Annotated in this window: 27 protein-coding genes and 1 tRNA gene; 16 read left to right on the forward strand and 12 right to left on the reverse strand. The window is 73.0% G+C overall.

From position 1 onward, the window contains the following. Nucleotides 1-16 precede the first annotated feature (16 nt). The 9 genes from HLB15_RS06655 (at nt 17) to HLB15_RS06695 (ending at nt 7,914) form a co-directional block, all read left to right on the forward strand. A complete protein-coding gene (locus tag HLB15_RS06655) occupies nt 17-397 on the forward strand; it encodes a GntR family transcriptional regulator (protein WP_171104521.1) in 381 nt (126 codons plus the stop codon). Further along, nucleotides 394-1,341: an ATP-binding cassette domain-containing protein gene (locus tag HLB15_RS06660; RefSeq protein ID WP_171104522.1), complete on the forward strand. Its 948-nt coding sequence runs from the start codon at nt 394-396 to the stop codon at nt 1,339-1,341. The genes HLB15_RS06655 and HLB15_RS06660 overlap by 4 nt, the downstream gene beginning before the upstream one ends. Next, nucleotides 1,338-2,120: a hypothetical protein gene (locus HLB15_RS06665; RefSeq protein WP_171104510.1), complete on the forward strand. Its 783-nt coding sequence runs from the start codon at nt 1,338-1,340 to the stop codon at nt 2,118-2,120. The genes HLB15_RS06660 and HLB15_RS06665 overlap by 4 nt, the downstream gene beginning before the upstream one ends. A gap of 11 nt (nt 2,121-2,131) precedes the next feature. Then, a complete protein-coding gene (locus tag HLB15_RS06670; protein WP_171104523.1) occupies nt 2,132-2,938 on the forward strand; it encodes a hypothetical protein in 807 nt (268 codons plus the stop codon). Between the two features lie 23 nt (nt 2,939-2,961). Next, entirely contained in the window at nt 2,962-3,927 is a 966-nt protein-coding gene (locus HLB15_RS06675; protein ID WP_171104524.1) for an ABC transporter ATP-binding protein, read from the forward strand. Further along, nucleotides 3,924-4,733, forward strand: a complete 810-nt coding sequence (locus tag HLB15_RS06680; RefSeq protein WP_171104525.1) for an ABC transporter permease — start codon at nt 3,924-3,926, stop codon at nt 4,731-4,733. Before HLB15_RS06675 ends, HLB15_RS06680 begins: the two co-directional genes overlap by 4 nt. 76 nt (nt 4,734-4,809) lie before the next feature. Further along, on the forward strand, nt 4,810-5,757 hold the full coding sequence (locus tag HLB15_RS06685) for a bile acid:sodium symporter family protein (protein ID WP_311979561.1): 948 nt from the start codon (nt 4,810-4,812) through the stop codon (nt 5,755-5,757). A 19-nt stretch (nt 5,758-5,776) separates the two neighbouring features. After that, nucleotides 5,777-6,508 carry a glutamine amidotransferase gene (locus HLB15_RS06690; RefSeq protein ID WP_171104526.1) on the forward strand — a complete coding sequence of 244 codons (732 nt, stop codon included), beginning with the start codon at nt 5,777-5,779 and terminating at the stop codon, nt 6,506-6,508. A 296-nt stretch (nt 6,509-6,804) separates the two neighbouring features. After that, complete coding sequence (locus HLB15_RS06695) at nt 6,805-7,914, forward strand: 3-deoxy-7-phosphoheptulonate synthase (protein ID WP_171104527.1); 1,110 nt, start codon at nt 6,805-6,807, stop codon at nt 7,912-7,914. 55 nt (nt 7,915-7,969) lie between these two features. Here the strand turns inward: HLB15_RS06695 and HLB15_RS06700 are convergent, their stop codons facing one another. From HLB15_RS06700 to sp36, 4 genes are all read right to left on the reverse strand, one after another. Further along, complete coding sequence (locus HLB15_RS06700; protein ID WP_171104528.1) at nt 7,970-9,205, reverse strand: NAD(P)/FAD-dependent oxidoreductase; 1,236 nt, start codon at nt 9,203-9,205, stop codon at nt 7,970-7,972. A gap of 124 nt (nt 9,206-9,329) precedes the next feature. Then, nucleotides 9,330-9,406, reverse strand: a tRNA-Pro gene (locus HLB15_RS06705). A gap of 132 nt (nt 9,407-9,538) precedes the next feature. Then, a complete protein-coding gene (locus HLB15_RS06710) occupies nt 9,539-10,006 on the reverse strand; it encodes a RidA family protein (RefSeq protein WP_171104529.1) in 468 nt (155 codons plus the stop codon). Then, the gene (gene sp36 / locus HLB15_RS06715; RefSeq protein ID WP_171104530.1) at nt 10,003-10,170 is read right to left on the reverse strand and encodes a Sp36 family protein; all 168 of its coding nucleotides are present in this window, start codon (nt 10,168-10,170) and stop codon (nt 10,003-10,005) included. Before sp36 ends, HLB15_RS06710 begins: the two co-directional genes overlap by 4 nt. Before the next feature lie 107 nt (nt 10,171-10,277). Here sp36 and HLB15_RS06720 point away from each other — a divergent pair, with 107 nt between their 5' ends. Next, nucleotides 10,278-12,650: a transglycosylase domain-containing protein gene (locus HLB15_RS06720; RefSeq protein WP_212759574.1), complete on the forward strand. Its 2,373-nt coding sequence runs from the start codon at nt 10,278-10,280 to the stop codon at nt 12,648-12,650. A 5-nt stretch (nt 12,651-12,655) separates the two neighbouring features. After that, on the forward strand, nt 12,656-13,594 hold the full coding sequence (locus HLB15_RS06725) for a metallophosphoesterase (protein ID WP_171104531.1): 939 nt from the start codon (nt 12,656-12,658) through the stop codon (nt 13,592-13,594). Between the two features lie 65 nt (nt 13,595-13,659). On the opposite strand, the gene HLB15_RS06730 is transcribed toward HLB15_RS06725, so the two are convergent. The 4 genes from HLB15_RS06730 to HLB15_RS06745 form a co-directional block, all read right to left on the reverse strand. Continuing rightward, on the reverse strand, nt 13,660-14,337 hold the full coding sequence (locus HLB15_RS06730; RefSeq protein ID WP_308424923.1) for a Crp/Fnr family transcriptional regulator: 678 nt from the start codon (nt 14,335-14,337) through the stop codon (nt 13,660-13,662). A 241-nt stretch (nt 14,338-14,578) separates the two neighbouring features. Next, nucleotides 14,579-15,694 (reverse strand): bifunctional 2-methylcitrate synthase/citrate synthase, encoded by a 1,116-nt coding sequence (locus tag HLB15_RS06735; RefSeq protein ID WP_171104532.1) that lies wholly within the window; start codon nt 15,692-15,694, stop codon nt 14,579-14,581. Nucleotides 15,695-15,722: 28 nt separating this feature from the next. Further along, a complete protein-coding gene (gene prpB, locus HLB15_RS06740; protein WP_171104533.1) occupies nt 15,723-16,628 on the reverse strand; it encodes a methylisocitrate lyase in 906 nt (301 codons plus the stop codon). Next, entirely contained in the window at nt 16,628-18,178 is a 1,551-nt protein-coding gene (locus tag HLB15_RS06745) for an MmgE/PrpD family protein (protein ID WP_171104534.1), read from the reverse strand. The genes prpB and HLB15_RS06745 overlap by 1 nt, the downstream gene beginning before the upstream one ends. 133 nt (nt 18,179-18,311) lie before the next feature. Here HLB15_RS06745 and nth point away from each other — a divergent pair, with 133 nt between their 5' ends. Further along, entirely contained in the window at nt 18,312-19,055 is a 744-nt protein-coding gene (gene nth, locus HLB15_RS06750; protein ID WP_171104535.1) for an endonuclease III, read from the forward strand. Nucleotides 19,056-19,067: 12 nt separating this feature from the next. Here the strand turns inward: nth and HLB15_RS06755 are convergent, their stop codons facing one another. Together HLB15_RS06755 and HLB15_RS06760 are read right to left on the reverse strand one after the other, a co-directional pair. Beyond that, nucleotides 19,068-20,033: an alpha/beta fold hydrolase gene (locus HLB15_RS06755; protein ID WP_171104536.1), complete on the reverse strand. Its 966-nt coding sequence runs from the start codon at nt 20,031-20,033 to the stop codon at nt 19,068-19,070. Between the two features lie 49 nt (nt 20,034-20,082). Further along, nucleotides 20,083-20,922, reverse strand: a complete 840-nt coding sequence (locus HLB15_RS06760) for a winged helix-turn-helix transcriptional regulator (protein ID WP_171104537.1) — start codon at nt 20,920-20,922, stop codon at nt 20,083-20,085. 262 nt (nt 20,923-21,184) lie between these two features. On the opposite strand from HLB15_RS06760, the gene HLB15_RS06765 reads away from it, so the two are divergent. After that, nucleotides 21,185-21,925 (forward strand): hypothetical protein, encoded by a 741-nt coding sequence (locus HLB15_RS06765; protein WP_171104538.1) that lies wholly within the window; start codon nt 21,185-21,187, stop codon nt 21,923-21,925. Nucleotides 21,926-21,949: 24 nt separating this feature from the next. Here the strand turns inward: HLB15_RS06765 and HLB15_RS06770 are convergent, their stop codons facing one another. After that, entirely contained in the window at nt 21,950-22,609 is a 660-nt protein-coding gene (locus tag HLB15_RS06770) for a YceI family protein (RefSeq protein ID WP_171104539.1), read from the reverse strand. Nucleotides 22,610-22,830: 221 nt separating this feature from the next. On the opposite strand from HLB15_RS06770, the gene HLB15_RS23715 reads away from it, so the two are divergent. Together HLB15_RS23715 and HLB15_RS06780 are read left to right on the forward strand one after the other, a co-directional pair. Next, on the forward strand, nt 22,831-23,286 hold the full coding sequence (locus HLB15_RS23715) for a TlpA family protein disulfide reductase (RefSeq protein ID WP_189086955.1): 456 nt from the start codon (nt 22,831-22,833) through the stop codon (nt 23,284-23,286). Further along, on the forward strand, nt 23,283-23,720 hold the full coding sequence (locus HLB15_RS06780; RefSeq protein WP_171104540.1) for a DUF4395 domain-containing protein: 438 nt from the start codon (nt 23,283-23,285) through the stop codon (nt 23,718-23,720). Before HLB15_RS23715 ends, HLB15_RS06780 begins: the two co-directional genes overlap by 4 nt. Before the next feature lie 4 nt (nt 23,721-23,724). On the opposite strand, the gene HLB15_RS06785 is transcribed toward HLB15_RS06780, so the two are convergent. After that, the gene (locus HLB15_RS06785) at nt 23,725-24,084 is read right to left on the reverse strand and encodes a DsrE family protein (protein ID WP_171104541.1); all 360 of its coding nucleotides are present in this window, start codon (nt 24,082-24,084) and stop codon (nt 23,725-23,727) included. A 164-nt stretch (nt 24,085-24,248) separates the two neighbouring features. On the opposite strand from HLB15_RS06785, the gene HLB15_RS06790 reads away from it, so the two are divergent. Beyond that, the gene (locus HLB15_RS06790; protein ID WP_171104542.1) at nt 24,249-24,863 is read left to right on the forward strand and encodes a heme-binding beta-barrel domain-containing protein; all 615 of its coding nucleotides are present in this window, start codon (nt 24,249-24,251) and stop codon (nt 24,861-24,863) included. Nucleotides 24,864-24,881: the final 18 nt, after the last annotated feature.

The following is a 24,881-nucleotide window of genomic DNA, read 5'->3' on the forward strand; positions in this document are numbered from 1 at the left end:
TGGAGGGGGTGAGCCGGTGTTCGACGGTCCCGAGCCGATCTACGTCCAGATCGCCCAGATGATCCGCGCGCAGGTTCTCGCCGGTGAGCTGAAGGAGGAGGAACAGGTCATGTCCACCACACAGTTCGCGACGACGTTCCGCATCAACCCGGCCACGGCACAGAAGGCGTTCGCCGGTCTGGTCGACGAGGGCCTGCTCTACAAGCGGCGCGGTCTGGGCATGTTCGTCGCACCCGGGGCTCGTGAGCGCCTGCTGGACGAGCACCGCAAGAGCTACTTCGAGGACGTCCTGAAGCCGGCCCTGCAGCAGGCGGACATCCTCGGCATCTCGACGGACGACGTCGTCGCCTACGTGCTGGGCGCGGACGGCACCCGAACCACGACGGAGGAGTCATGACGACAGCACCATTCGGCGCACGGCTGGACGACGTCGTCGTCCGGTTCGGCAGGAGCCACCGCATGCTGCCCACCGGGACGGTCGTCCGGGACGAGGCGGGCACGGGGCTCGCCGGCGCCTCGCTGACGATCCGGCCCGGCACCATCACCGGCGTGCTCGGCCGCAACGGCGCGGGCAAGACGACGATGCTCTCGCTCCTGGCGGCGTTCACCCGGCCGACGAGCGGCACCGTCGTCGTCGGCCCGGAGGGCGCGCAGGAGGACCCGTGGGAGAACCCGTGGATCACCTCGGGGACCCAGCTCGTCCGCGAGAGCGGCGACCTCATGAACGACGAGAAGCTGGCCGTGTCCCTGCGCTACTACGCGGACGTGCGGCCGTGCTGGAGCGCCGAGACCGCCGAGCGGCTCCTCGACCTGTTCGAGGTGGACGTCCGCAAGAACCCGTCGGCCCTGTCCCGCGGCAAGCGCTCCGCCGTCGGGGCCACGATCGGCCTCGCCTCGCGCGCGCCGCTCACGATCTTCGACGAGGTCTACCTCGGCATGGACGCGCCCACCCGGTACGCGTTCTACGACGAGCTGCTGGCCGACTACGCCGAGCACCCGCGCACGATCCTGCTCTCCAGCCACCTGGTCGAGGAGGTCGAGCGGCTGTTCGAGGACGTCGTGGTCATCGACCGGGGCCGCGTGCTGATCGCCGAGACCGCCGAGCAGATGCGGGCGCGCGGCGTCAGCCTGACCGGCTCCAAGGACGCCGTGGAACGGCTGGTCGGCGCGCGCCGCGAGCTGCACCGCCAGCAGCTCGGCGCGACGGTCCAGGTCACCCTGGAGGGCGGGCTCGACGACGACGAGGCGGCCGCGGCGCGGTCCGCGGGCGTCGAGGTCGGGAGCGTGCCGCTGCAGGACCTCTTCGTCCGGCTCACCGACCCGAGGAGCGTGCGGCCATGACCACGACGACCCCCGCGGCGACCACCGGGAGGGACGGGCTGGTACGCGCCGCGCGGCAGAGCGCCGTCCGGTCCGCCGCAGGCGTCGCCGTACGGATGATCGGCACCATCGCCGGCTGGTACTGGGTCATCTTCGCGGTGGTCTCCGTGACCATCGTCGTGCTCATGACCCGGTACGGCGACGGCATGGAGGACGCGGTCCTGGACAGCCAGATGGGCGGATCCTCCCGCTGGGTCGTCATGGTGCTCGGCATCATCGTCCCGGCCGCCTACCTGCGGCTGCACCTGGCTGCCGGCGGCACCCGCGACACGCTGGTGGCGGGGATGCTCCGCGGCGGACTGGTCGGCGGGCTGCTGATCGGCCTGGTCACCGCGGTGTACCTGATCGGCGAGCGCGCGCTGTTCGACGCCGTCGGCCAGACCTGGACCCGCCAGTTCGGGCCCCCCGCCGACGGCTGGGCCGGGATCGGCCTCACGGTGCTCACCGAGGCGTGCGTCGTGGCCACCTACTTCCTGGTGGGCGCGGGTGTCGCGGCGGGCTTCCGCCGCTTCGGGTTCGTCGGGGGCACGCTCTGGACCCCCGTCGCACTCGTCCCCGCCGCGCTCGTCGACCTCGCCACGCACACCGGCGTCACCGCTCTGCTCACCGGCCTCGAACGGCTGCCCGGCGGGGCCGGGGGCGTGCTTCTCGCCCTGGGCGGCGGGGCGGTGGCCGTCCTGCTGGCCGCCTGGCTCCTGCGCCTGCTCCTGCGGGCCGTCTCGCTGCGGCCCTCGCTCTGAGGAGGAACCCCATGTCCACCAGCCTGTCCACACCGACCCCTCGGCCGACCACCGAGGTCGCCCGGTCCGTGCGCCGCCGCGGCGCCGCCGCCGCGGTCCGCTGGCTGTGCCGGTCGGGCGCGCTTGTCGCGGTGTGGTTCTGGGGCATCTACGCCCTGTACGCCGTCGGGATCGCGGTCGGGAACGCCGCGGCGGGCAACGACCTGGAGGTCAGCGCGCTCGACGCCACGCTCGGTGCCCAGCGCTGGGCCGTGGTCTGGCTGGGTATCGCCGGTGTCTCGGTGCTGCTCGCCCTCCACGTCTCCGCCGGCGCCGACCGCAGGTCCCTGATCGCCGGCATGGTCCGCGCGGCCCTGCTGCTCGGCGGCGCGTACGGCGTCGTGACCACGCTCGCGCTGCTGGGCGAGCGCCTGCTCAGCACGTCCCTCGGGATGTCGTGGCGCAGGCTCGGCGGTCTGCCGTTCGAGTCGCCGCTGGACGTGCTCGGTACCGCCGTCGCGGAGGGGCTCGTCGTCACCACCTACATCCTGGCGGGGGCGGGCGTCGGCGCCGCCTTCGTGCGCGGGAGGACCTGGGGCCTGACGCTCCTGGTCCCGCTCGCCCTGCCGGCGGCGCTCGTGGACCTCGCGTCCCGCACCGGCGTGCTCGGCGCCATCGCCAACGTCGAGCTCCGGCCCGACATCGAGCACGCGGAGGTGCCCTCGGCCGAGGGCCTCACCGCCCTGCTCACCGGCGTCGGCGGGGCCGCACTGGCCGCGCTGCTCGCCGGCGTCGCGCTGCACCTCTTGCTGCGCTCCGCACCCGTACGGCCCCGCTGAACCACGACCACCCAGGAGCGACCATGACGTCCCCAGTCGTCGAAGTCAGTCACCTTCGCAAGACCTACCCACCGTCCCGCACCGCCGTCGCCGACGTCAGCTTCGACGTCGCCCGCGGCGAGATCTTCGGCATCCTCGGCCCCAACGGCGCGGGCAAGACCACCACGGTCGAGTGCCTCGCCGGCCTGCGCCGCGCGGACGGCGGCACGGTGCGCCTCCTCGGGCGCGACCCGCAGGCGGACCCCCGGTCCGTCCGCGAGCACGTCGGCATCCAGCTCCAGGAGGCCGCGCTCCACGACAAGATCACCGTCGGCGAGGCGCTCGACGTCTTCGGCTCGTTCTACGCCGAGCAGGCCGACCCCGCCGAGCTCCTGGACCTCCTCGACCTCACCGCGCACCGCAACCAGCAGTTCGGCAAGCTGTCGGGCGGTCAGAAGCAGCGCCTGTCCATCGCCCTCGCACTCGTCGGCAGGCCGCAGGTGGCCGTGCTCGACGAGCTCACCACCGGGCTCGACCCCGCGGCGCGCCGCGCCACCTGGGACCTCGTCGAGCGGGTGCGCGACGCCGGGGTGACCGTGCTGCTCGTCACCCACTTCATGGACGAGGCCGAGCGGCTCTGCGACCGGCTCGTCGTGATCGACGGCGGCCGGGTCGTCGCGCAGGGCACGCCGTCGGCCCTCATCGAGGGGCTCGAGGGGCACAGGGGCGTGCGGCTGCGCTTCACCGGCGACGCCGCCCGCACCCGCGCGCTCGAGATCCTCACCGCGCTCGCCCGGCAGGACGATGCGGTCGCCGCCGTCAACCCCGCCGGCGACGAGATCGAGGTGAGCGGCACCCGCACGGTGCTGTTCGCCGTCGTGCAGGCGCTCGCGGCCGCCGACGTCGTCCCCGACGACGTGCGGACCGTCGAGCGCACGCTCGAAGACGTGTTCGTGCAGGTCACCGGTCGTGAGTACCGGGCAGAGGAGAACGAGGAGGTGACGGTATGAGTGCCGTCGAGACCGTGCGCGCCCCCGGCGCCGTCCGCGCGCGGCGGGTGCGGGGCTTCGGCACCCTGCTCGCCACCGAGCTCAAGGTCTGGTTGCGGGATCCGACGGCCGTGTTCTTCGCGCTCGTCTTCCCCACCGGGCTGCTGCTGGGCCTCGGCCTCGCGGTGCCGGCGTTCGCCGAGCCGATGACCGAGGCGCCGCCGCCGTGGAACACGGCGCCGGGCATCACCAGCTACCTGCCGACGATCATCGCGCTCGCCGTCGGCACCATCGCGCTGACCACCATGCCGGTGCAGTTCGCGACCTTCCGCGAGAAGGGCGTGCTCAAGCGCCTGTCGACCACCCCGATGCCGCCGCAGAACCTCATCGGCGCGCACATGCTCATCAACGTGCTCGCCCTGCTCGTCTCGTGCGGTGCGTCCGTGGTCGGCGCCCTGCTCGTGCTCGACGTCCCGTTCGCCGCCGACCCGCTGACGGTGCTCCTGGTCCTCGTGCTCGCGACCACGGCGATGTTCTCCCTCGGCATGCTCGTCGCCGCCCGGGCCGAGAAGGGCACGACGGCGTCCGGTCTCGGCATGCTCATCTACTTCCCGTCCCTCATGTTCTCGGGCGTGTGGGTGCCGCTGTCCGTGATGCCCGACTGGATGCAGACGATCGGCCTCTACCTGCCGCTCGGCGCCGCGGCCCAGGGCCTGACGGCCGGCTGGTTCGGCACGGACGGCTTCCCGCTCGCCCAGGTGCTCGTGCTGGCCGCGTGGACGCTCGTGCTGTTCCCGCTCGGCGTGCGGCTCTTCCGCTGGAGCTGACCACCTGACGGACCCGGCCCCGGTCTCACCCGGGCCGGGTCTACGGTGTCCCCGCACCTGGAGGAGGGGGACGACCGTGGGAACGGTGCGAAAGATCGCGGAACTGGCCGGACGCTGGTTCGCCGTGCTGGTGCTGCTCGCAGGCGTCGCGGGGCTGCTCGCACCGGCGCAGCTCGCGCCCCTGGCGGGTCACGTGCCCCTGTTCCTCGGGATCGTCATGTTCGGCATGGGCCTGACGCTGCGCGGCGGCGACTTCGCGCTCGTCGCCCGGCGGCCCTGGGCCGTGCTCGTCGGCGTGGTCGCGCAGTTCGTCGTCATGCCGCTGCTCGCGTGGGGCGTCGGCGGGCTGTACGGCCTGACCGGCATGGCGCTGCTCGGCATGATCCTCGTCGGGGCGGCACCCGGCGGCACCGCGTCCAACGTCATCGTGTACCTCGGCAAGGGCGACACGGCCCTGTCCGTGACGATGACGGCGATCTCCACGCTGCTCGCGCCGTTCCTCACGCCGCTGCTCATCCTCTGGCTCGCCGACGAGACCCTCGACGTCGGGTTCGGCGACCTGTTCGGCTCGATCGTCCAGGTGGTGCTCGTGCCCGTGGTCGCGGGCCTGGTGATCCGTGCGCTCGCCGGGCGGTACGTCGAGCGGGTGCTGCCGTACCTGCCCCTCGTCTCGGTGGGCGGCATCGTGCTGGTCGTGCTCGGCGTCGTCGCCGCCAACGCCGCCACCGTGCTCTCCACCGGCCTGCTGCTGGCGCTCGCGGTGATCACGCACAACCTCCTCGGGCTGCTGCTGGGCTACGGCGCGGCGACGGCGGCCCGCCTGGACCCGGCCGCGCGCCGGGCCGTGAGCATCGAGGTGGGCATGCAGAACTCCGGCCTCGCGGCGAGCCTGGCGGCGACCCACTTCACGCCCGCGGCGGCCCTGCCCGCCGCCCTGTTCTCGGTGTGGCACAACCTGTCAGGGGCCGGCCTCGCGACGTGGTGGGCACGGCGCTCCACAACTGCCCCCGCCACCTCCCGGTGAATGCCTCTACCCTCATGTCATGAAGCCGTTCCTGCTGCTCGCGACGCGTGCCGAGGACCTCGCCGCGGACCGTGAGTACGAGGCGTTCTGCCGGTACGGAGGGCTCGAGCCCGAGCAGCTGCACCGCGTGCGGCTGGAGCGCGACCCGCTGCCCCCGGTCGACCTCGACGACTACTCCGGCGTGCTCGTCGGGGGAGGCCCGTTCAACTCGTCCGACCCCGAGGACACCAAGAGCGCGGCACAGCGCCGGGTCGAGGCGGAGCTCAAGGGCCTGCTCGACGAGGTGGTCGAGCGCGACGTCCCGTTCCTGGGCGCCTGCTACGGCGTCGGCACGCTCGGCGCGCACCAGGGCGCCGTCATCGACGGGACCTACGCCGAGCCGGTCGGTCCGGTCACCGTCGAGCTGACGCCGGACGGTCTCGCGGACCCGCTGCTCGCGGGGCTGCCCTCGGCGTTCCCCGCGTACGTGGGCCACAAGGAGGCCGTGCGCAAGCTCCCGGACAGCGCGGTCCTGCTCGCCTCGTCCGCCGGGTGCCCGGTGCAGATGTTCCGGGTCGGCCGGAACCTGTACGCCACGCAGTTCCACCCCGAGCTCGACGCGGAGGGCATCGCGACGCGCGTCGAGATCTACCGCGACTACGGCTACTTCCCGCCGGAGGAGGCCGACGAGGTGATCGAGCGCTGCGCGGCCGTCGACGTCACGGAGCCGATGCGCATCCTGCGGGCGTTCGTGGAGCGGTACGCGCGGTAGCCCGCCCGCTGTGACCGACCGCATCGTGGGAACCGGTGGACAGGGGTCGGGGGTGGGGCTACCGTTTTCGCCGTGGACATCCGTTGGTATTGGCGCTTTACGTCGGCTCCTGGTGGAGCCCGGCGGGCCTGCGCCTGACCAACTTCCACCCGGAGCCTGGGCCTGGGACGCCGATCGCGTCCAGGCCCTTCGTCTTTCCCGAGACGGGCCGCTCCGGACCAGGAGTCGGTGGCGGGCCGTCCGGTTCCTCGAACCAGATCCCGCCGACACCCAGCCGACCAGGAGTCCCGATCCCGATGAGCATCACCCCTGCGGAACCCGGCACCGAGGCGATCGACCTCGGTACCCGCACGTCCGACCTGCGCATCCGCGCCCTCGCCCCGCTGCCCGCCCCGAACGCGCTGCTCGCGGCCATGCCGCTCGGCACCGCGCGCAGCGACCTCGTCACGACGTCGCGCCGCGAGGTCCGCGACGTGCTGACCGGTGAGGACGACCGCCTGCTGACGATCGTGGGCCCGTGCTCGGTGCACGACCCGGTCGCCGCGCTCGACTACGCGTCCCGGCTCGCCACGATCCGGCGGGAGCTGTCGGACGACCTGGTCGTGGTCATGCGCGTGTACTTCGAGAAGCCGCGCACGACGGTCGGCTGGAAGGGCCTCATCAACGACCCGCACCTGGACGGCTCGCACGACGTGACGCGCGGCCTCAGCCTGGCCCGCGAGGTGCTGCTCGGCGTGCTGGACGCCGGCGTGCCCGCCGCGGCGGAGTTCCTCGAGCCCACCAGCCCGCAGTACATCGCCGACGCCGTCACCTGGGGCGCGATCGGCGCGCGGAACGCGGAGTCGCAGGTGCACCGCCAGCTCGCCTCGGGCCTGTCGATGCCCGTCGGCTTCAAGAACGCCACCGACGGCGACGTGCAGATCGCCGTCGACGGCTGCATCACCGCCGCGAGCGAGCACACGTTCTTCGGGGCCGACGGCGAGGGCCGCGCCGCCGCCGTCGAGACCGCGGGCAACCCCGACTGCCACGTCATCCTGCGCGGCGGCCGCTCCGGCCCCAACTACGGCCGGGACGACGTCGCGGCGGCGCTGCGGGTCGCGCGCACCTCGGGCCTGAGCGGCGCGGCGGCCAACGGCCTGATCGTCGACGCGAGCCACGGCAACTCGGGCAAGGACCACGTGCGCCAGGCGGGCGTCGTGCGCGAGATCGCCGACCGCATCGCCGACGGCGAGCGCGGGGTCACCGGCCTCATGATGGAGAGCTTCCTCGTGGCCGGCGCGCAGAAGCCCGCGCCGCTGGAGCAGCTCACCTACGGCCAGTCCGTCACCGACGCGTGCATGGACTGGGACACCACGGAGGACCTGCTGCGCACGCTCGCGAAGGCCGTGCGCGAGCGGCGCGGCTGAGGTACCGACGGCGGCGCCGCGAGACCGGCGCCGCCGTCCTCCGCGCAGGTCGGTTTCAGCCGACGAACCTCCGCAGCTCCTCGGCGGACACCTCCCGGCCGGAGCGGATCAGCTCCTCGACCCGCTCCATCTGGTCCCACACGTTGACGGCCATGCCCGCGGCCACCCGCCCGTCGACGCGCCAGAAGGCCACGACCTCGCGCGCGTCGAGGTCGCCGGAGACGACGACGTCGTCGTAGCCCGCCGCGACGTCGACCCAGCCCGTGTACTCCATGCCCACGTCGTACTGGTCGCTGTAGAAGTACGGGAGCCGGTCGTAGGGGTCGGTCGCGCCGAGCATCGCGCGGCCCGCGTGCGCGCCGGTGTGCTGTGCGGTGGCCCAGTGCTCCACGCGCAGCGGGCGGCCGTACCGCTCCGAGGGGATGCTCGCGACGTCGCCGCCGGCGAAGACGTCGGGGTGCGACGACGCCAGGGTCGCGTCGACGGCGATCCCGCCCCCGTGAGCGGTGTCCCGCAGCTCGAGCCCGGCCGACTCGGCGAGGCCGATGTTGGGCGTCGCGCCGATGCCGATGACGACCCCGTCCGCGGGGAGGCGCGTGCCGTCCGCGAGGCGCACGCCGGTGACCCGGCCGTCGGCGCCGTCCAGCCCGACGACGGTCGCGCCCCGCACCAGCCGGACGTCGTGCTCCGCGTGGACGCCCGCGTAGAAGTCGCTCATCTCAGGGCCCAGCACGCGGCCCAGCGGGTGGTCGCCGCGGCCGACGACCGTCACGTCGAGGCCGAGGGTCCGTGCCGACGCCGCGACCTCCAGCCCGATCCAGCCGTCGCCGATCACCACGAGCCGGCCGACGCCCTCGAGCGACGCCTCGAGCAGCGCCGAGGAGATGCGGTCGGCGTCCTCGATCGTGCGCAGGTAGTGCACGCCGGCCAGGTCGGCGCCGGGCACCGCGAGCGTACGCGGCGCCGAACCGGGCGCGAGCAGCGTCTTGGCATAGGTGAGGGTGGCGCCGTCGGAGAGCGTGAGGCGGTGCTCCGCCGCGTCCAGGCCGACGACGGTCTCACCGGTGCGGACGTCGACGTCGTGCTCGGCGTACCAGCCCTCGTCGAGAGGGAAGACGGCGTCTCGCTCGGCCTCGCCGCGCAGGTAGTCCTTGCTCAGGGGCGGGCGCTCGTAGGGGCGGTGCGGCTCGGCCGTGACGACGACGAGGTCGCCGTCGTACCCCTCCTCACGCAGCGCCTCCGCCGCGCGTGCGGTGGTGAGGCCACCGCCAACCAGGACGAACGGTTCCATGAGTGCCTCCTGTGACGGATGTCCGTCCAGTCTCGCACCGCGCGGGGGACGGCGGGGCCTCGCGCCCGGAGATGGCGAAAGGCCCTCCGACCGAGCATTTCTGCTGGTCAGAGGGCCTTTCATGTGGTCGGGGTGACAGGATTTGAACCTGCGACCTCTTCGTCCCGAACGAAGCGCGCTACCAAGCTGCGCCACACCCCGAGGGAGCCCACCGCGCGTCGGGCGCAACGCCCTTCCGCGGAAGCCTGCTCAGAATAGCCGACGCATGGCCCGGAACGGAAACCGAATGCGGAGTGCGTCGGATCACTCCCGTCCCGGGCCCGGTCGGAGGGCCTACGCGAGCTCCACGACGAGCTCGACCTCGACCGGGGCGTCCAGGGGCAGGACGGCCACGCCGACGGCCGAGCGGGCGTGCACGCCGGCGTCGCCGAAGATCTCGCCGAGCACCGTCGAGGCGCCGTTGATCACGCCGGGCTGCCCGGTGAACGTTGGGTCGCTCGCGACGAAGCCGACCACCTTGACGACGCGTGCGACGGCGTCGAGCGAGCCGGTCAGCGACCGGACCGCGGCCACCGCGTTGAGCGCGCAGGTGCGGGCGTAGGCCGCCGCGTCGTCGGGGGAGACCAGGCCGTCGCCCTCGCCCACCTTGCCGGTGGCGGGCAGCGTGCCGTCGACGAAGGGGAGCTGGCCGGACGTGTAGACGTACCGGCCGGTCTGCACGGCCGGGACGTACGCGGCGACCGGCGCCGCGACCTCGGGCAGCGTGATGCCCAGCTCGGCGAGGCGCTGCTCGTGGCTCATGCGTCGCCGCCCGTCGGACGCTTGAGGTAAGCGACCAGGCCGGTGCCGTCGGGCCCGGGGACCACCTGGACGAGCTCCCAGCCGTCCGCGCCCCACTGGTCGAGGATCGCCTTGGTGTTGTGAATGAGGAGGGGGATCGTCGCGTACTCCCACGTCGTTGCCATGCTGTGATGCTAGCCCGCTCACGCCGCGTGCGATTCCGCACGAGACCTGCACACGTGCGGCTCCCGTTTCGGCGGCCCGGGGCCGCGACACGCCGTAACCTGGGCGCATGGCCATGGCTAACCCTCGCGAGCCGCGCCGGATCACTCGGACCATCCCAGCGGCCCAGCTCATCGGACTCCTCCTCGCCTTCGTGCTGACCGCCGGTGCCGGCGGCGTGATCGCGGCCGGTCTGGTGATCCCGCTCGCGTCAGGGGTCGACACGGCGGTGGACACCGGCGTCGAGGTGTTCAACGAGGTGCCGGACGAGCTCGTGCCGGGCCCGCTGTCCGAGCAGTCGGTGATCTACGCGAGCGACAACAAGACGCGGCTCGCCACGTTCTACGCGCAGAACCGCATCGTCGTGCCGCTCGACAAGGTCGCCGACCACATGAAGCACGCCGTGATCGCGATCGAGGACGAGCGCTTCTACACGCACGGCGGCGTCGACCCCGAGGGCATCTCGCGTGCCGCGCTGCAGAACTTCGGCGGCGGCGACACGCAGGGCGCGTCGACCCTGACGCAGCAGTACGTGAAGAACGTGCTCATCGAGGAGGCCGTGCGCAACGACGACACGTTCGGCGCGCTGGAGGCCTCCGAGAGCTCGCTGACGCGCAAGCTGCGCGAGGCGAAGCTCGCGATCGCGCTCGAGAAGGAGATGTCCAAGGACGAGATCCTCCAGGGCTACCTCAACATCGCGCAGTTCGGGCGCTCCGTGTACGGCGTCGAGACGGCCGCGAAGTACTACTTCAACAAGTCGGCCGCGAAGCTGTCCGTCGTCGAGGCCGCGACGATCGCCGGCATCACGAAGTCGCCGAGCGCCTTCGACCCGGTGACCAACCCCGAGGAGGCGCAGGTCCGCCGCAACCTCGTCATCGGCAAGATGTGGCAGCTCGGCTACATCACGACGGCCGAGCGCGACGAGGCCATGGCGACGCCGCTCAAGGACACGCTCGACGTCCAGCCGCTCGACGTCGGCTGCGACGCCGCGAAGGGCGCCGCGTTCTTCTGCGACTACGTCATCAAGGAGGTCATGGCGAGCCCCGAGTTCGGCGAGACCCGCGAGGACCGCTACGACCTGCTGTACCGCGGCGGCCTGCGCATCCGGACGACGCTCGACGTGAAGATGCAGCGCGCCGCCGAGAAGACGGTCGCGGAGGGCGTGCCCGCCGACAACCCGTACGGTCTCGAGGCCGCCGTGACCTCGGTGGTCCCGGGTACCGGTGAGATCCGCGCGATGGCGCAGAACCGCCCGTACGACGCGACGTCCGACCCGGCGGAGGGTACGACGGCGCAGAACTACTCGGCGGACTACAACCACGGCAACTCCCGCGGTTTCCAGGTGGGCTCGAACTTCAAGCCGTACGTGCTGACCGAGTGGCTGCGCAGCGGGCACACGCTCTACGACTCGGTGAGCGCGGGGTCGTTCGCGCCGTACGAGACCGACTTCACGGCCAACGGGTGCGTGCACGCCTTCACGCACCAGCCGTGGCCGGTCCGCAACGTCGAGGGCTCCACGTCCGGGAACGTCAGCGTGCTCCAGGGCACGTTCCAGTCGCTCAACACGGTCTACGCGCGCATGTCCCAGAAGATCGACCTCTGCGACCTGCAGAAGACGGCGTGGGACGTCGGCTTCCGGCCGATGACGTCGGGCCTGACTTACGAGGGCGAGGGCACCTTCCGCACGATCGACAACCCGCAGCAGAAGGACATCGACGTGTTCGCGTCGATGACGCTCGGTACGCAGGCCTCGACGCCGCTCAACCAGGCGGCGGCGTACGCGACCTACGCCTCGGGCGGTACCTACTGCAAGCCGATCGCGATCCTCGAGGTCAAGGACCACGAGGGCAAGAAGATGAAGGTGCCGTCGGCCGACTGCAAGCAGACGCTCGAGCCGAACGTCGCCAACACGGTGGCCTTCGCGATGACCAAGGTCTTCAGCACGAGCCCGTGGGGCACCGCGTGGAGCATCGCGCCGGGCCTCGCCGACGGCCGCCCCGTGGCGGGCAAGACCGGGACGACCAACGGTGCGACGCAGAGCTGGTTCACCGGGTACACCCCCGAGCTGTCCACGTCCGTGTGGGTGGGTGAGGCCTCCGGTGAGACCCAGCACATGAACGTCATCCTCCCGTCCACGAGCTGGTACAGCGCGTCGGCCAAGGTCGGGCCCCTGTACGGCGGGACGGCGGCCGCGCCGACCTGGCGCCGGTACATGGACCAGGCGGTCGTGGACCTGCCCAAGACGGCCTTCCCGTCCCCTGACCCGAAGCTCGTGGGCAAGAAGCCCGCACCGCCGAAGCAGACGAAGCCGGACGCCGGTGGCGAGGGTGGCGGCGCGGGCGGTGGTGAGAACGGCGGCGGCGACAACGGTGGTGGCGGCAACGGTGGTGGCGGCAACGGTGGCGGACCCGGTGGCGGCGGGCCCGGCGGCGGGGACGACTGATCGGGATGCCCACGCTGCGTGACGTCGGCACGGCGGCCGGTATCGCCGGGGGCGTCGTCGCCGCCGGCCTCGCCTACGCGCACCTGGAGACCAAGCTCTTCCGGGTGCGCCGGGTGACCGTGCCGCTGCTGCCGGCCGGCCAGCGGCCGATCCGGGTGCTGCACGTCTCCGACCTGCACCTCACGCCCAGCCAGCGCACCAAGCAGGCGTGGGTGCGGTCCCTCGCGGAGCTCGAGCCGGACCTCGTGATCAACACGGGCGACAACTTCGGGCACACGCAGGCGCTCACGCCGCTGCTCGACGTGCTCGGGCGCCTCATGGACGTGCCGGGGGCCTTCGTCATGGGGTCGAACGACTACCACGCGCCCACGCCCAAGAACCCGGCCCGGTACCTGCTGCGCGACGCCCGCGTGCATCGCGAGGACAAGGTGCCGCTGCCGTCGGACAAGCTCGCCGAGGCGTTCACGGCGGCAGGCTGGGTGGACCTGAACAACCACCGCGGGCTCGTCGAGCTGCGCGACGGCCGCACGATCGGTCTCGTCGGCATGGACGACCCGCACCTCGACCTCGACGTCATGCCCGCGCCGGGCCGCGTCCCCGGTGAGGAGGACGCCGTGCTGCGCCTCGGCGTCGTGCACGCCCCCTACCGGCGCGTGCTGGACCAGCTCAAGGACGACGGCGTGGACGCGATCATCGCCGGCCACACGCACGGCGGCCAGCTCTGCCTGCCGTGGTTCGGCGCGCTGGTGACGAACTGCGACCTGGACCGCAAGCGGGCCTCCGGCCTGCACGGCTGGCCCGGCCCCCGCCCTGACCGCGAGGGCGGCGAGGACTCCACGTGGCTGCACGTCTCGGCCGGTGCGGGCACGTCGCCGTACGCGCAGGTGCGGTTCGCGTGCCGCCCGGAGGCGACGCTGATGACGCTGACGGCGCGGGTGCGCTAGCGGTCGGTACGACGGAGGCCGGGTGATCGATCGATCACCCGGCCTCCGTGTCGCCCGCCCGTGCCTCAGCGCGCGCGGCGCTCCAGGCGGTCGAGGTCGAGCAGCACGACGGCGCGGCCCTCGCGGCGGACCCAGCCGCGGGTCGCGAAGTCGGCCAGCGCCTTGTTCACCGTCTCGCGGGAGGCGCCGACGAGCTGCGCGAGCTCCTCCTGCGTGAGGTCGTGCGCGACGCGGATGCCGTCGTCGTTCGGCTCGCCGAAGCGGGTCGAGAGGTCGAGCAGTGCCTTGGCGACACGGCCGGGCACGTCGGAGAAGACGAGGTCGGCGAGCGTCTCGTTGGTGCGGCGCAGCCGGCGCGCGAGCGCGCCGAGCAGCTGCGTCGCGACGCCCGGGTGGTCCGCGATCCAGCGCACGAGGGACTCGTGGCGCAGCTCGTAGACCACCGAGTCGGACACCGACGACGCCGAGGCGGTGCGGGGACCCGGGTCGAACAGCGAGAGCTCACCGAACATCTCGCCGGGGCCCAGGATCGACAGCAGGTTCTCGCGGCCGTCGCTCGACCGGCGGCCCAGCTTGATCTTGCCCTGCGCGATGACGTAGAGCCGGTCGCCCGGCTCGCCCTCGCGGAAGAGCACGTCACCCCGGACCAGCTCCACGGGCACCATGGACTCGAAGAGCGCGCGCGTCTCCTCGCCTTCCATGTCCGCGAAGAGGGGGGCAGAGAGTACGACGTCGTCGTCCACCAGTGGTGTCCTCACGTGTCGGGGACTTTCGTCCATCAGTCTTTTCCACCTCTCAGTCTGCCTCAATGTCGCGAGATTGCCGGGTCATCGGTGTCTCTCGTGGCGTCCGCGTGGCGTGGTGCCTGACGCGTTCGTCCGCCTCGTGCGAGATGTCGGCACTGCCGGGTGCGGAGATGGACGCCCGTCCATGAATCCTAGGGGAGTTGCCCGGGAGCACCGAACGGGCGTCCGTCACCGCAGGTCAGGGGACCTCGCGCTGCTCCGGCCCGACGTACTCGCAGACCGGCCGGATCAGCGAGTTGGCGGCCCGCTGCTCCATGACGTGCGCCGTCCACCCGGTGACCCGGGAGGCGACGAACAGCGGTGTGAAGATGTTCGTGTCGAAGCCGATCAGGTGATAGGCCGGGCCTGCCGGGTAGTCCAGGTTCGGCTTGATGTTCTTGCGGCTCACCATGGCGTTCTCGAGCGTCTCGTACAGGTCGAGCACCTCGGTCCGGCCGTAGTGCTCCGCGAGGTCGCCCAGCACGGCGCGCATGGTCGGCACGCGCGAGTCGCCGTTCTTGTACACGCGGTGGCCGAAGCCCATGATCTTCTTCTTGCTCGCCAGGGCGTCCTCGAGCCACGCCTCGGCCCTGTCCGCCGAGCCGATCTCCTCGAACGTCGCCTGCACGGCCTCGTTCGCACCGCCGTGCAGCGGGCCCTTCAGCGCGCCGATGGCGCCCGTGACGGCCGAGTGCAGGTCGGCCAGCGTCGAGGTGATGACGCGCGCGGTGAACGTCGAGGCGTTGAACGAGTGCTCGGCGTACAGCACCATCGAGGCCTCGAAGGCCTTCACGACGGCCGGCTCCGCCTCCTCGCCGAACGTCATCCACAGGAAGTTGGCGGAGTAGCCGAGGTCCTCGCGCGGGGGCACGAGCTCCTGGCCGCGGCGCCGGCGCTGGTCGAGCGCGACGACGGCGGGCAGGACCGCCCACAGCCGCAGCGCCTTGGCCAGCTCGGCCTCGGGCGAGGAGTCCTCGGCCTGCGGGTCGTGCGCGCCCAGGATCGAGACCGCGGTGCGGCACACATCCATGGGGTGGCAGTCGGTGGGGAGCTCGAGGACCGCGTCGCGGACGTTGTCGGGCAGCTCGCGGTGGACGCGCTCGACGGCGGTCTGCTCGGCGAGCTGCGCCGGCGTCGGGAGCTCGCCGTGCCACAGCAGGTAGGCGACCTCCTCGAAGGACTTCCTCGCGGCCAGGTCCTGGACGGGGTAGCCGCGGTACAGCAGCGAGTTGGTCTCCGGGTTGACCTTCGAGATCGCCGACGTATCGGCGACGACGCCGGCCAGACCCTTCCGGATCTCGGTGGTCTCGGTCATGCGCACTCCTTCGTGTTCAGGACGGTCGTCAGGGCGTGTAGGTGAAGACGTTCGCGTCGAAGTGGTTGTAGGCCGCGTAGTCGTTCAGCTCGTAGAGCCGTGCGCGGGTCTGCATCTCGGGCACCAGCTCGGCCTGCGTGCCCGCCGCGGCGATGTGGTCCAGCGCGCGCTCGGCGGCTCCCATCGCGATGCGGAGCAGCGTGACGGGGTAGATGACGAGGCTGACGCCGGCACCGTGGAGCTGCTCCGCGGTGAAGAGCTCGGACTTGCCGAACTCGGTCATGTTGGCGAGCACCGGCACGTCGAGGGCCGACGCCACGGCCTCGAACTCCGCCAGGTCCGCCATGGCCTCGGGGAAGACGGCGTCCGCCCCGGCGTCGACGAGGGCCTTGGCCCGGTCGATCGCGAGCCGGAGCCCGCGCTCGCCCGGCTCGGTGCCGCGCACGTCGGTGCGCGCCATGACGAGGAAGTCGGGGTCGCGTCGGCCGTCGACCGCGGCCCGGATGCGGCGTGCGGCGTCGTCGAGGCCGACGACCTCCTTGCCGTCCAGGTGGCCGCAGCGCTTGGGGTTGACCTGGTCCTCGATGTGGATGCCGGCCACGCCGGCGTCCTCCATGGTCTGGACGGTGCGGGCCACGTTCATGGGCTCGCCGAAGCCGGTGTCGGCGTCGGCCAGGACGGGGAGGTCGGTGACGCGCGCGATCTGCCCGGCGCGGCCCGCCACCTCGGTGAGGGTGGTCAGGCCGATGTCGGGCAGGCCGAGGTCGGCCGAGAGCACCGCGCCGGACACGTAGACGCCGTCGAACCCCTTGTCCTGGATGAGGGTCGCGCTCAGCGGGTTGAACGCGCCCGGCAGGCGCAGCAGGTCCGGCCCGGCGAGGGCCTCGCGGAACGCGCGGCGCTTGGCGGCGGGCGTGAGCCGGGAGTAGAGCATCAGCGGGCTCCCGCCTCGACGCGCGCGCCCAGCTCGAACAGGCCGGAGGGCGCCTCGACCGACTCCACCACGCCCGGCGCCGCGACGATCGTGAGCTCGCGGACCTCGGCGGGCGTGAGCTCGGGCAGCCGCTCGGCCAGGCCGAGGAAGCGCTCGATCTCGTCCTCGGTGAGCACGCCCTCGGCGAGGGTGCGGAACTTGGCGACGTAGTTCTCGCGCACGAACGGGCGGGCGCCCAGCGGGTGCGCGTCGGCGACGGCGATCTCGCGCGTCACGACCTCGCCCGAGGTCAGCGTGATCTCGACGCGGCCGCCGAACGCCTTCTCCGCCGGGTCCGTCGAGTGGTAGCGGCGCGTCCACTCCGGGTCCTCCGCCGTGGTGACCTTGCGCCACAGCTCCACGGTGTCGGGGCGCTGCGCGCGCTCGGGGGCGTAGGAGCCGACGTGGTGCCAGCCGCCGTCCTGCAGCGCGACCGTGAAGATGTACGGGACCGAGTGGTCGAGCGTCTCGCGCGACGCCGTGGGGTCGTACTTCTGCGGGTCGTTCGCACCCGAGCCGATGACGTAGTGGGTGTGGTGGCTGGTGTGCAGCACGATCGAGGCGACGTTCGCGGGGTCGCGCAGCTCGGGGCGCTCGGTGCCCAGCGCACGGGCCATGTCGATGATCGCCTGCGCCTGGTACTCCGCGGAGTGCTCCTTGGTGTACGTGTCGAGGATGCCGGTGCGGGGCTCGCCCGGGGCGGGCAGCACGACGTCGTAGGCGGCGTCGGGCCCGTCCAGGAGCCAGGCGACCACGCCGTCCTCGCCCTCGTAGATCGGCTCGGGGGAGGTCTGGCCGCGCATCGCGCGGTCGACCGCCTCGACGGCCAGCTTGCCGGCGAACGCGGGGGCGTGGGCCTTCCAGGTCGAGATCTGACCCTTGCGGCTCTGCCGGGTGGCGGTCGTGGTGTGCAGGGCCTGGCCGATCGCCTGGAACACGGTCTCGGTGCCGAGGCCGAGCAGCGTGCCGATGCCGGCGGCCGCCGACGGGCCGAGGTGCGCCACGTGGTCGATCTTGTGCTTGTGCAGGCTGATCGCACGCACGAGGTCGACCTGGATCTCGTAGCCGGTCACGATGCCTCGGACCAGCTCGGCGCCGGTGCGGCCCGCGTGCTGCGCGACGGCCAGGACCGGCGGGATGTTGTCGCCCGGGTGCGAGTACTCGGCGGCGAGGAAGGTGTCGTGGAAGTCGAGCTCGCGCACGGCGACGCCGTTGGCCCAGGCGGCCCACTCGGGGCTGCTGGTCGCGCCGGCGGCCAGGCCGAAGACGGTGGCGCCCGGCGTGTACGGGTGCGCCTGGGCCTGCGTCCGCGCGGCGACGGCGGGGCCGCGCGTGAGGCTCGCCGCCGCGACGGCGGCGTTGTCGATGACGCGGTTGATCACCATGTCGGTGACCTCGGCCGTCGGCTCGACGGTGTCGGTGGCGAGCTCCGCGAGCTTCCACGCGAGCTGGTCCGTGCGCGCGAGCGGCTCGGCAGAGGGGTAGACGCGGAGGTGGTGCGTGTACGGCATGGTGACTCTTCCTCGATTCACAGGGACCGTCGTGAGGTCCGGGGCGCCCTTGACCTTCTCATACTCCCCGTCCTAGGTACATGCGACCGCCGCCCCCGCGGGCCGTGTCGGTGACGGTCGCTACTGTGGCGGGGTGACCACGACACCGAAGGCACCCGAGAGCCGCCTGGCGCTCGTGCGCAGGGCGCGGCGCGTCCACCGTACGCTCGCCGAGACGTACCCGGACGCGCGCGCGGAGCTCGACTTCACCACGCCGCTGGAGCTGCTCGTCGCCACGGTGCTCAGCGCCCAGACCACCGACGTCCGGGTCAACCAGACCACGCCGGAGCTGTTCGCCGCCTACCCGGACGCGCGTGCGTACGCGGCGGCCAACCCTGAGGAGCTCGAGGAGATCCTGCGGCCGCTCGGCTTCTTCCGCGCCAAGGCGAAGGCGGTGATCGGCCTGGGGGCGGCGCTCGTCGAGCGGTTCGGCGGCGAGGTGCCGGGCCGGCTCGAGGACCTGGTCACGCTGCCGGGGGTCGGGCGCAAGACGGCGAACGTGGTGCTCGGCAACGCGTTCGGGGTGCCGGGCCTCACCGTGGACACCCACTTCGGGCGCGTGGCCCGGCGCCTCGCGTTCACCACGCAGGAGGACCCGGTCAAGGTCGAGACCGAGGTGGGTGAGCTCTTCCCGCGCAAGGAGTGGACCATGCTCAGCCACCACCTGGTGTGGCACGGGCGGCGGGTCTGCCTCGCCCGCACGCCCGCCTGCGGGGCCTGCAGCATCGCGCACCTGTGCCCGTCGTTCGGCGCGGGCGAGACCGACCCCGAGAAGGCGGCGAAGCTCGTGCGCCCGGCGCCGGACCGCTCGCCCACCGCGGGGCTGCCGCTGGTCTGACCGCGCCGACGGTTACGCGGGCGCGGGCACCGGGCTGACACGGGCGAGCCAGCCCAGCAGGATCGCGCTCACCTCGTCGGGCGCCTCCTCGGGCAGGAAGTGCCCCGCGTTCGGAAGGAGCTCGTACCGCAGGTCCGGGACGAGCGCGTGCGCGTCGACGTCCGCCCGGTCGGGCCGGACGAACCCGTCCCGGCCGCCCTGGAGCTGGAGCGCGGGCACCTCGAGGGGCCTGCGCAGCGCGGCGGCGAACCGGCGGCCGTCCATGCGCGGCGTCGACCGCACGGCCCAGCGCAGGGCCTCGGCGGCGGAGTGCGCGGCGAACGGGATGCGCATCGCGCTCAGGTAGAGCTCGACCGCGGTGTCCGGCAGCGGGGACGCCGCCCCGAGGTCCAGCGTGCGCGCCACGAGGTCGCCGCGGGTCAGCGCGCGCTCGGGCAGCGTCGGGACCTGGAGGTAGGCCAGCTCGCGCAGCGCGGCCGGCGTGAGCACGGCCCCCGCGCCCAGCCGGAGCCGGGCCGGGTGCGGGGCGGCCAGCGCGGCGACCGCCGTCGTCGTGGCCGGGTGGAGGGCCGCGACGGCCCACGCGAGCATGCCGCCCGTGCCGTGCCCCACGACCACCGCGCGCTCACGGCCGAGCGAGCGGACGACGCCCGCGACGTCGGCGGCGCGCGTGGGCGCCCCGTAGCCCGACGGCGGCTTGTCGGACCCGCCCACGCCGCGCACGTCCATCGCGGCGACGCGGTAGCCGGCGTCGGCCAGGGCCGGGATCTGCGCGCGCCACGCCCACCAGAACTGGGGGTAGCCGTGCAGCAGGACGACGAGCGGTGCCGTGCGGCTCTCGGGACCGGCGACCACGACGTGGAAGCGCGACCCGCCCGACGACACGAACTCGTGCTGCCACGGGCCGTCGACCAGGGCGCACGTGTAGTCGCTCGTGGCTGCCGTGCGGGCCGCCGGCCTGGCCGAGAGTGCGGTCACGGGTACGAACCTACGCGCTCACGCCTCGCCGCGCGCGTGATCTGCGGCGTCAGTGCCCGGTCTGCGCGACCCGCCGGCCGGCCTGGCCCGAGCCGGGCTCGTTCCCCCGCTGCGGTCCGGGGGCGGCGGGCGGCGTCGTGCCGGGCTGCTCCGGGGCGGCCTCGGTGCGCGCGGCGCCGGACGGCGCGGTGGGCGGCTCCTCGGCCGCACGCTGCTCCTTCGGCGGGTCGAACCGGTAGCCGACGTTGCGCACCGTGCCGATGAGCTGCTCGTGCTCCGGGCCGAGCTTGGCGCGCAGGCGCCGCACGTGCACGTCCACGGTGCGGGTGCCGCCGTAGTAGTCGTAGCCCCAGACCTCCTGCAGCAGCTGGGCGCGGGTGAACACGCGGCCCGGGTGCTGCACCAGGTACTTGAGGAGCTCGAACTCCTTGTACGTGAGGTCGATGGGGCGGCCGCGCAGCCGGGCCGTGTACCCGCCCGCGTCGATCGCCAGTTCGCCCGCGGAGATCTCCTGCTGCGACTCCTCGGCCGGGCCGCGCGCCGAGCGCTCGACCACGAGGCGCAGGCGCGCCTCCACCTCGGCGGGGGAGGCGGACTCGAGCAGCAGGTCGTCGGCGCCCCACTCGTGCGTGACGACCGTGAGGCCGCCCTCGGTGAGGATGAGCACGAGCGGCACGGTCAGGCCGGTCGCGTGGAGCAGCCGGCACGTGGTGCGGGCGGCCACCAGGTCGCGGCGGGCGTCCAGGAGGACGACGTCCGCGTCCGGGGCGTCCACCAGTGCGGACGGTTCCATCGGCAGCACACGGACCCGATGCGACAGCAGGCCGAGTGCGGGAAGCACCTCGGCCGACCCGCCGGTGACAGGCGTGAGGATCAACAGCTCTGCCATTGACGCACCTCCTCTCGGAACCGGCGTCTTGCAACCGTCCCTGGCTCGGGCCCCGCGGGTGGCGGAACCTCTCGTCGCGTCCAGCTGGCACTCGACTGGCTCTGCGGAAGTCTGCCCTGTTGCTTGTTGCGTGCATGTTACACGCCCTTTTCCTGGTCACCACCGTGCTGCTCAGCGCACGTGACGGTCACATGACGCCGGGTGGTCCTGCTCCCGGGTGCCGATTGAGGAAACCGGGTCGGACTCTGGAAAACTCTGGGTCGTGTCCGTCTCCACCCGTGCCGTGACCACCGCCGCGCTCGCGGCGGCCGTCGCCGCAGCGTCGTACGTCCAGCCCCGGCCGCTCCCGCTCGCGGCCGCCGCCGTGGCCCTCGTGGTGCTCGTCGCGCTCGGCTGGCCGTCGCTGCTGCGGCTGCCCGCACCGGGCAGCACCCGCCTGGTCGTGGCGCTGTGCGGCATCGGTGGCGCCGCCGTCGTCTACCTCACGCCGGGCGAGCCCGTGCTGCGGCACCTGCCCGTCGTGCTGGCGGGGGCCGTCGTGCTCGCGTTCGTCGCGCAGATGCTGCGCCGCGACGGCAGGCCGCAGCTCACCGAGTCGGTCTCGGGCACGGTCGCGGGCGTCGTCGCGGCCCTCGGCGCGGCCGGCTGGGTCGCGGCGGCCCGGTCCGACGCCGGGGCCGCGCTCGTGGTGACGAGCGCCGTCGCGCTCGCCGTCGCGGCCGCCGTGTCCGCGCTGCCGCTGCGGGGCTGGGTCGCGCTCGGCGTCTCCGCGGTCGCCGCCGTGGTGGTGGGCGGCGGTGCCGCGACGCTGCTGCCGAACATCGACACCGTGAGCGGGCTGTGGTCCGGGCTGGTCGCGGGGCTCGCCGTCGGGGCGCTGCACCTGCTGCTGGAGCGGCTGCCGAAGCGCCGCGCCCGGCTCGCCGGGATCTCCGCGGCGACGCTGCCCGTCGTGGTCTGCGGCATCCTCGTGTTCGTCGTGGGGCGCATGGTCATCCTCTGACCGCGCGCCCTCGGACGGCCGGGCTCAGGCCTGACGGACCATCTCGCCGGCGATCTCGATCCTGACCTTCCTGGCGACGAGCACGCCGCCGGCCTCGAGGGCGACGTTCCACAGCAGCCCCCACTCCTCGCGGTCGATCTCGCAGCTCCCGTGGAAGCCGAAGATGTCCTGCCCGTAGGGGTCGCGGCCGACGCCGCCGAAGTCGCAGTCGAGCGTGACCGGGCGCGTCGTGCCGCGCACCGTGAGCAGCCCGTCCATGAGGAACTTGGTGAAGGACCCGTCGGCCTGCCGCGGGTCGTGGGGGCGCCGGCCCACCGTGCCCGCCTTGAGCCGGGCCCACGAGAAGATCGGGTCCGCCTCGGCCTGCAGGCGCAGGCCCGTGCTGCGGAACTCGATGGTGGGGTGGTTCTCGACGTCGAGGAAGTCGGGGCTCTTGAGGTGCGTGTCGCGGTCGGCCACGTGGGTGGTGATCGAGTCCGCACGGATCGTGCAGGAGACGTGGGAGGCCAGCGGGTCCTCGCCGACCTCGACGACCGCCTCGCCGTCCGCGAACTCGCCGCGCACGGGGCTGACCATCATGTGCATCGCGAGGAAGCCGAGCCTCTTGTGGTTCTCGTCGAGCGCCCAGGTCCCGGGGGCCGGGATGGTCAGGCCGTTCCAGGTGCGGGTGGGCAGAGCTGCCATCTTGCAATTTCTCCCGTTTATGCGGATCCGTGCACGCTACCACCGCGCTCCTGGACCGCCGGGTGGGCTGGTGGCGCGCGAAAGCCTGCGACGACAGGGGTTCCGGTCAAGGAAAGCACGTGCGCAGCTCCGTGACGGGCCGGTTCACCCCCGGTGTGACAGGCGTCATGTCCGTCCTTATCGCGGACACCGGGTTGTCGGGAGGGGCGACACAAGGCATCGTGAGCAGAATGCTGGGACAGGTGATTGCGCTGGTCGTGCTCGTGCTGGGCACCGCGGCGCTCGGAGTGTGGTGGTCGGCACGCCAGGGTGCCGTGCGCGCACCGCGGGAGACCCCGGCCGGGATCGACTGGGCGTCGGCGGGGATCGCGCTGGCCGAGCGGGTGACGTTCGTGCAGTTCTCTGCCGAGGTGTGCGCCGCGTGTCGCTCGACGTCGCGCGTGCTCGGGGGGCTCACCGGCGGGGCGGCCGGCGTCGGTCACCGCGAGGTGCTCGTCGACGACCACCTCGACCTCGTGCGGTCGCTCGGCGTGCTGCGCACGCCCACCGTGCTCGTGGTCGACGGCGGCGGTCGTGAGGTGGCGCGCATGAGCGGCGTCGTCTCCGACTCGCAGGCGCGCCAGGCGCTCAACCGGGTCCCCGCAGCGACCGGAGCCGAGGGGGAGGCACAGCGATGAGCACAGGGATGATCGACCCGCGAGGGCCGCGGGTGGGGGCGAGCATCACCTCGGTGCTGCTCGCCGTCGTGGTCCTGCTGGGCCAGAGCACGGCGGGGCTCGTGCTCCTGACCTTCATGATGCTGAGCTTCCTGCTCGGCACCCTGCGGGGTGCCGAGGGCACGTGGCAGGGCTGGGTGTTCAAGACGTTCGTGCGCCCGCGCCTCGGCCCGCCCGCCGAGATGGAGGACCGGCGCCCGCCGCGCTTCGCGCAGGGCATCGGCCTGCTCGTCACCGCCGTCGGCGTGGTGCTCGGGGCGTTCGGCATCCTCTCCGCCGTGCCGATCGCCGCGGGCGTGGCGTTCGTGGCCGCCGCCCTGAACGCCGTCTTCGGCCTGTGCCTCGGGTGCGAGCTGTACCTGCTGCTGCGCCGGTCGGGGCTGGTCCGGGCCTGACCCCTCAGTAGACGAGCGCCTGCGCCCCGTCGCGCAGGACCTCCTCCGCGAACAGCGCCGCGCCCGCGACGCGGAGGCCGGGCAGCACGTCCGCCTCGGTGATCCCGCGGCGCGCCGCGCACTGCGTGCACAGCGTCACCGTGCCCGCGGCGAGGACGACGTCGAGCAGATCGGCCAGCGGCGTCGCGTGCTCGAGGGCGAGGTCGGCCGCACGGCCCGGCAGGGCGAACCACGCCGACTCGCCGGTGAGCCACAGGCTCACCTCCGCGCCGGCCGCGACGGCCGCCGCCGCGACGGTGAACGCCTGGTTGGTGGCCTCGGGCCGCTCGAGCCCCGCAGTGGTCTTGATCACGAGCTGTCGCATGCCGCCGACTGTATGCCGTGCGCTCCGGGCCTGGCCGTTAGGATCGTGACCATGTCGATCCATGCCCTCGAGATCATCTTCACCGGCCTCATCGTCGTGGTCGCCGCTGCGGTGGCCTGGTTCGCCGGCTACGTCGTCTACAAGCTGTACACCGGTCAGCGCTGATGACGTTCACCTTCCCCGAAGGCCTCTCGCCCGAGGTCTACCCGCTGGCCTGGCTCGTCGGCCGGTGGCGCGGCGAGGGCGTGATCGAGTACCCGACCATCGGCAGGAAGACGTTCGTCCAGGACCTCGTCTTCGACCACGACGGCGGTCCGTACCTGCGCTTCGAGTCCACGCTGCGCGTGCTCGACGGCGCGGTGCCGGACGCGCCGCCCGCCGACGGCGAGTGGCCCGCGCCCGTGCCGGACCCGACCGACGGCGGGTCGGCGGCGCCGGGGACCGGCGAGGTCGGCGAGGCGGGCACCGTGTGGTCCACCGAGACCGGCTACTGGCGCGTCTCCACCGACCGGCCCGAGGGCCTGGAGGACGACAAGCACGCCCTCGAGGTGCTCGTGGCCGACGCGTCCGGGCGGATCACCGTCTACGTGGGCGCGGCGGGCAACGGACGCATCGACCTGGCGTCCGACGCGATCGCACGCACGTCGACGTCGTCGGAGGTCCGCGCCTCCAAGCGGCTGTACGGCCTGGTCCAGGGCCGGCTGCTCTGGGTCGAGGAGCTCGCGGCGTTCGGCGAGCCGCTGCGCTCGTACGCGTCGGCTGAGCTGGACCGTCAGTAACGAACGGGAATGTCCCGC

It is taken from the genome of Promicromonospora citrea (genome assembly GCF_013004695.1).
Classification (GTDB): domain Bacteria; phylum Actinomycetota; class Actinomycetes; order Actinomycetales; family Cellulomonadaceae; genus Promicromonospora; species Promicromonospora citrea.

Bases quoted from the DNA above. Each gene is read 5' to 3' on its own strand.
- HLB15_RS06660 (WP_171104522.1), top strand. From the start codon at position 394: ATGACGACAGCACCATTCGGCGCACGGCTGGACGACGTCGTCGTCCGG.
- HLB15_RS06665 (WP_171104510.1), top strand. From the start codon at position 1,338: ATGACCACGACGACCCCCGCGGCGACCACCGGGAGGGACGGGCTGGTA.
- HLB15_RS06670 (WP_171104523.1), top strand. From the start codon at position 2,132: ATGTCCACCAGCCTGTCCACACCGACCCCTCGGCCGACCACCGAGGTC.
- HLB15_RS06675 (WP_171104524.1), top strand. From the start codon at position 2,962: ATGACGTCCCCAGTCGTCGAAGTCAGTCACCTTCGCAAGACCTACCCA.
- HLB15_RS06680 (WP_171104525.1), top strand. From the start codon at position 3,924: ATGAGTGCCGTCGAGACCGTGCGCGCCCCCGGCGCCGTCCGCGCGCGG.
- HLB15_RS06690 (WP_171104526.1), top strand. From the start codon at position 5,777: ATGAAGCCGTTCCTGCTGCTCGCGACGCGTGCCGAGGACCTCGCCGCG.
- HLB15_RS06695 (WP_171104527.1), top strand. From the start codon at position 6,805: ATGAGCATCACCCCTGCGGAACCCGGCACCGAGGCGATCGACCTCGGT.
- HLB15_RS06700 (WP_171104528.1), bottom strand. From the start codon at position 9,205: ATGGAACCGTTCGTCCTGGTTGGCGGTGGCCTCACCACCGCACGCGCG.
- HLB15_RS06710 (WP_171104529.1), bottom strand. From the start codon at position 10,006: ATGAGCCACGAGCAGCGCCTCGCCGAGCTGGGCATCACGCTGCCCGAG.
- sp36 (WP_171104530.1), bottom strand. From the start codon at position 10,170: ATGGCAACGACGTGGGAGTACGCGACGATCCCCCTCCTCATTCACAAC.
- HLB15_RS06720 (WP_212759574.1), top strand. From the start codon at position 10,278: ATGGCCATGGCTAACCCTCGCGAGCCGCGCCGGATCACTCGGACCATC.
- HLB15_RS06725 (WP_171104531.1), top strand. From the start codon at position 12,656: ATGCCCACGCTGCGTGACGTCGGCACGGCGGCCGGTATCGCCGGGGGC.
- HLB15_RS06735 (WP_171104532.1), bottom strand. From the start codon at position 15,694: ATGACCGAGACCACCGAGATCCGGAAGGGTCTGGCCGGCGTCGTCGCC.
- prpB (WP_171104533.1), bottom strand. From the start codon at position 16,628: ATGCTCTACTCCCGGCTCACGCCCGCCGCCAAGCGCCGCGCGTTCCGC.
- HLB15_RS06745 (WP_171104534.1), bottom strand. From the start codon at position 18,178: ATGCCGTACACGCACCACCTCCGCGTCTACCCCTCTGCCGAGCCGCTC.
- HLB15_RS06760 (WP_171104537.1), bottom strand. From the start codon at position 20,922: ATGGCAGAGCTGTTGATCCTCACGCCTGTCACCGGCGGGTCGGCCGAG.
- HLB15_RS06770 (WP_171104539.1), bottom strand. From the start codon at position 22,609: ATGGCAGCTCTGCCCACCCGCACCTGGAACGGCCTGACCATCCCGGCC.
- HLB15_RS06780 (WP_171104540.1), top strand. From the start codon at position 23,283: ATGAGCACAGGGATGATCGACCCGCGAGGGCCGCGGGTGGGGGCGAGC.
- HLB15_RS06785 (WP_171104541.1), bottom strand. From the start codon at position 24,084: ATGCGACAGCTCGTGATCAAGACCACTGCGGGGCTCGAGCGGCCCGAG.
- HLB15_RS06790 (WP_171104542.1), top strand. From the start codon at position 24,249: ATGACGTTCACCTTCCCCGAAGGCCTCTCGCCCGAGGTCTACCCGCTG.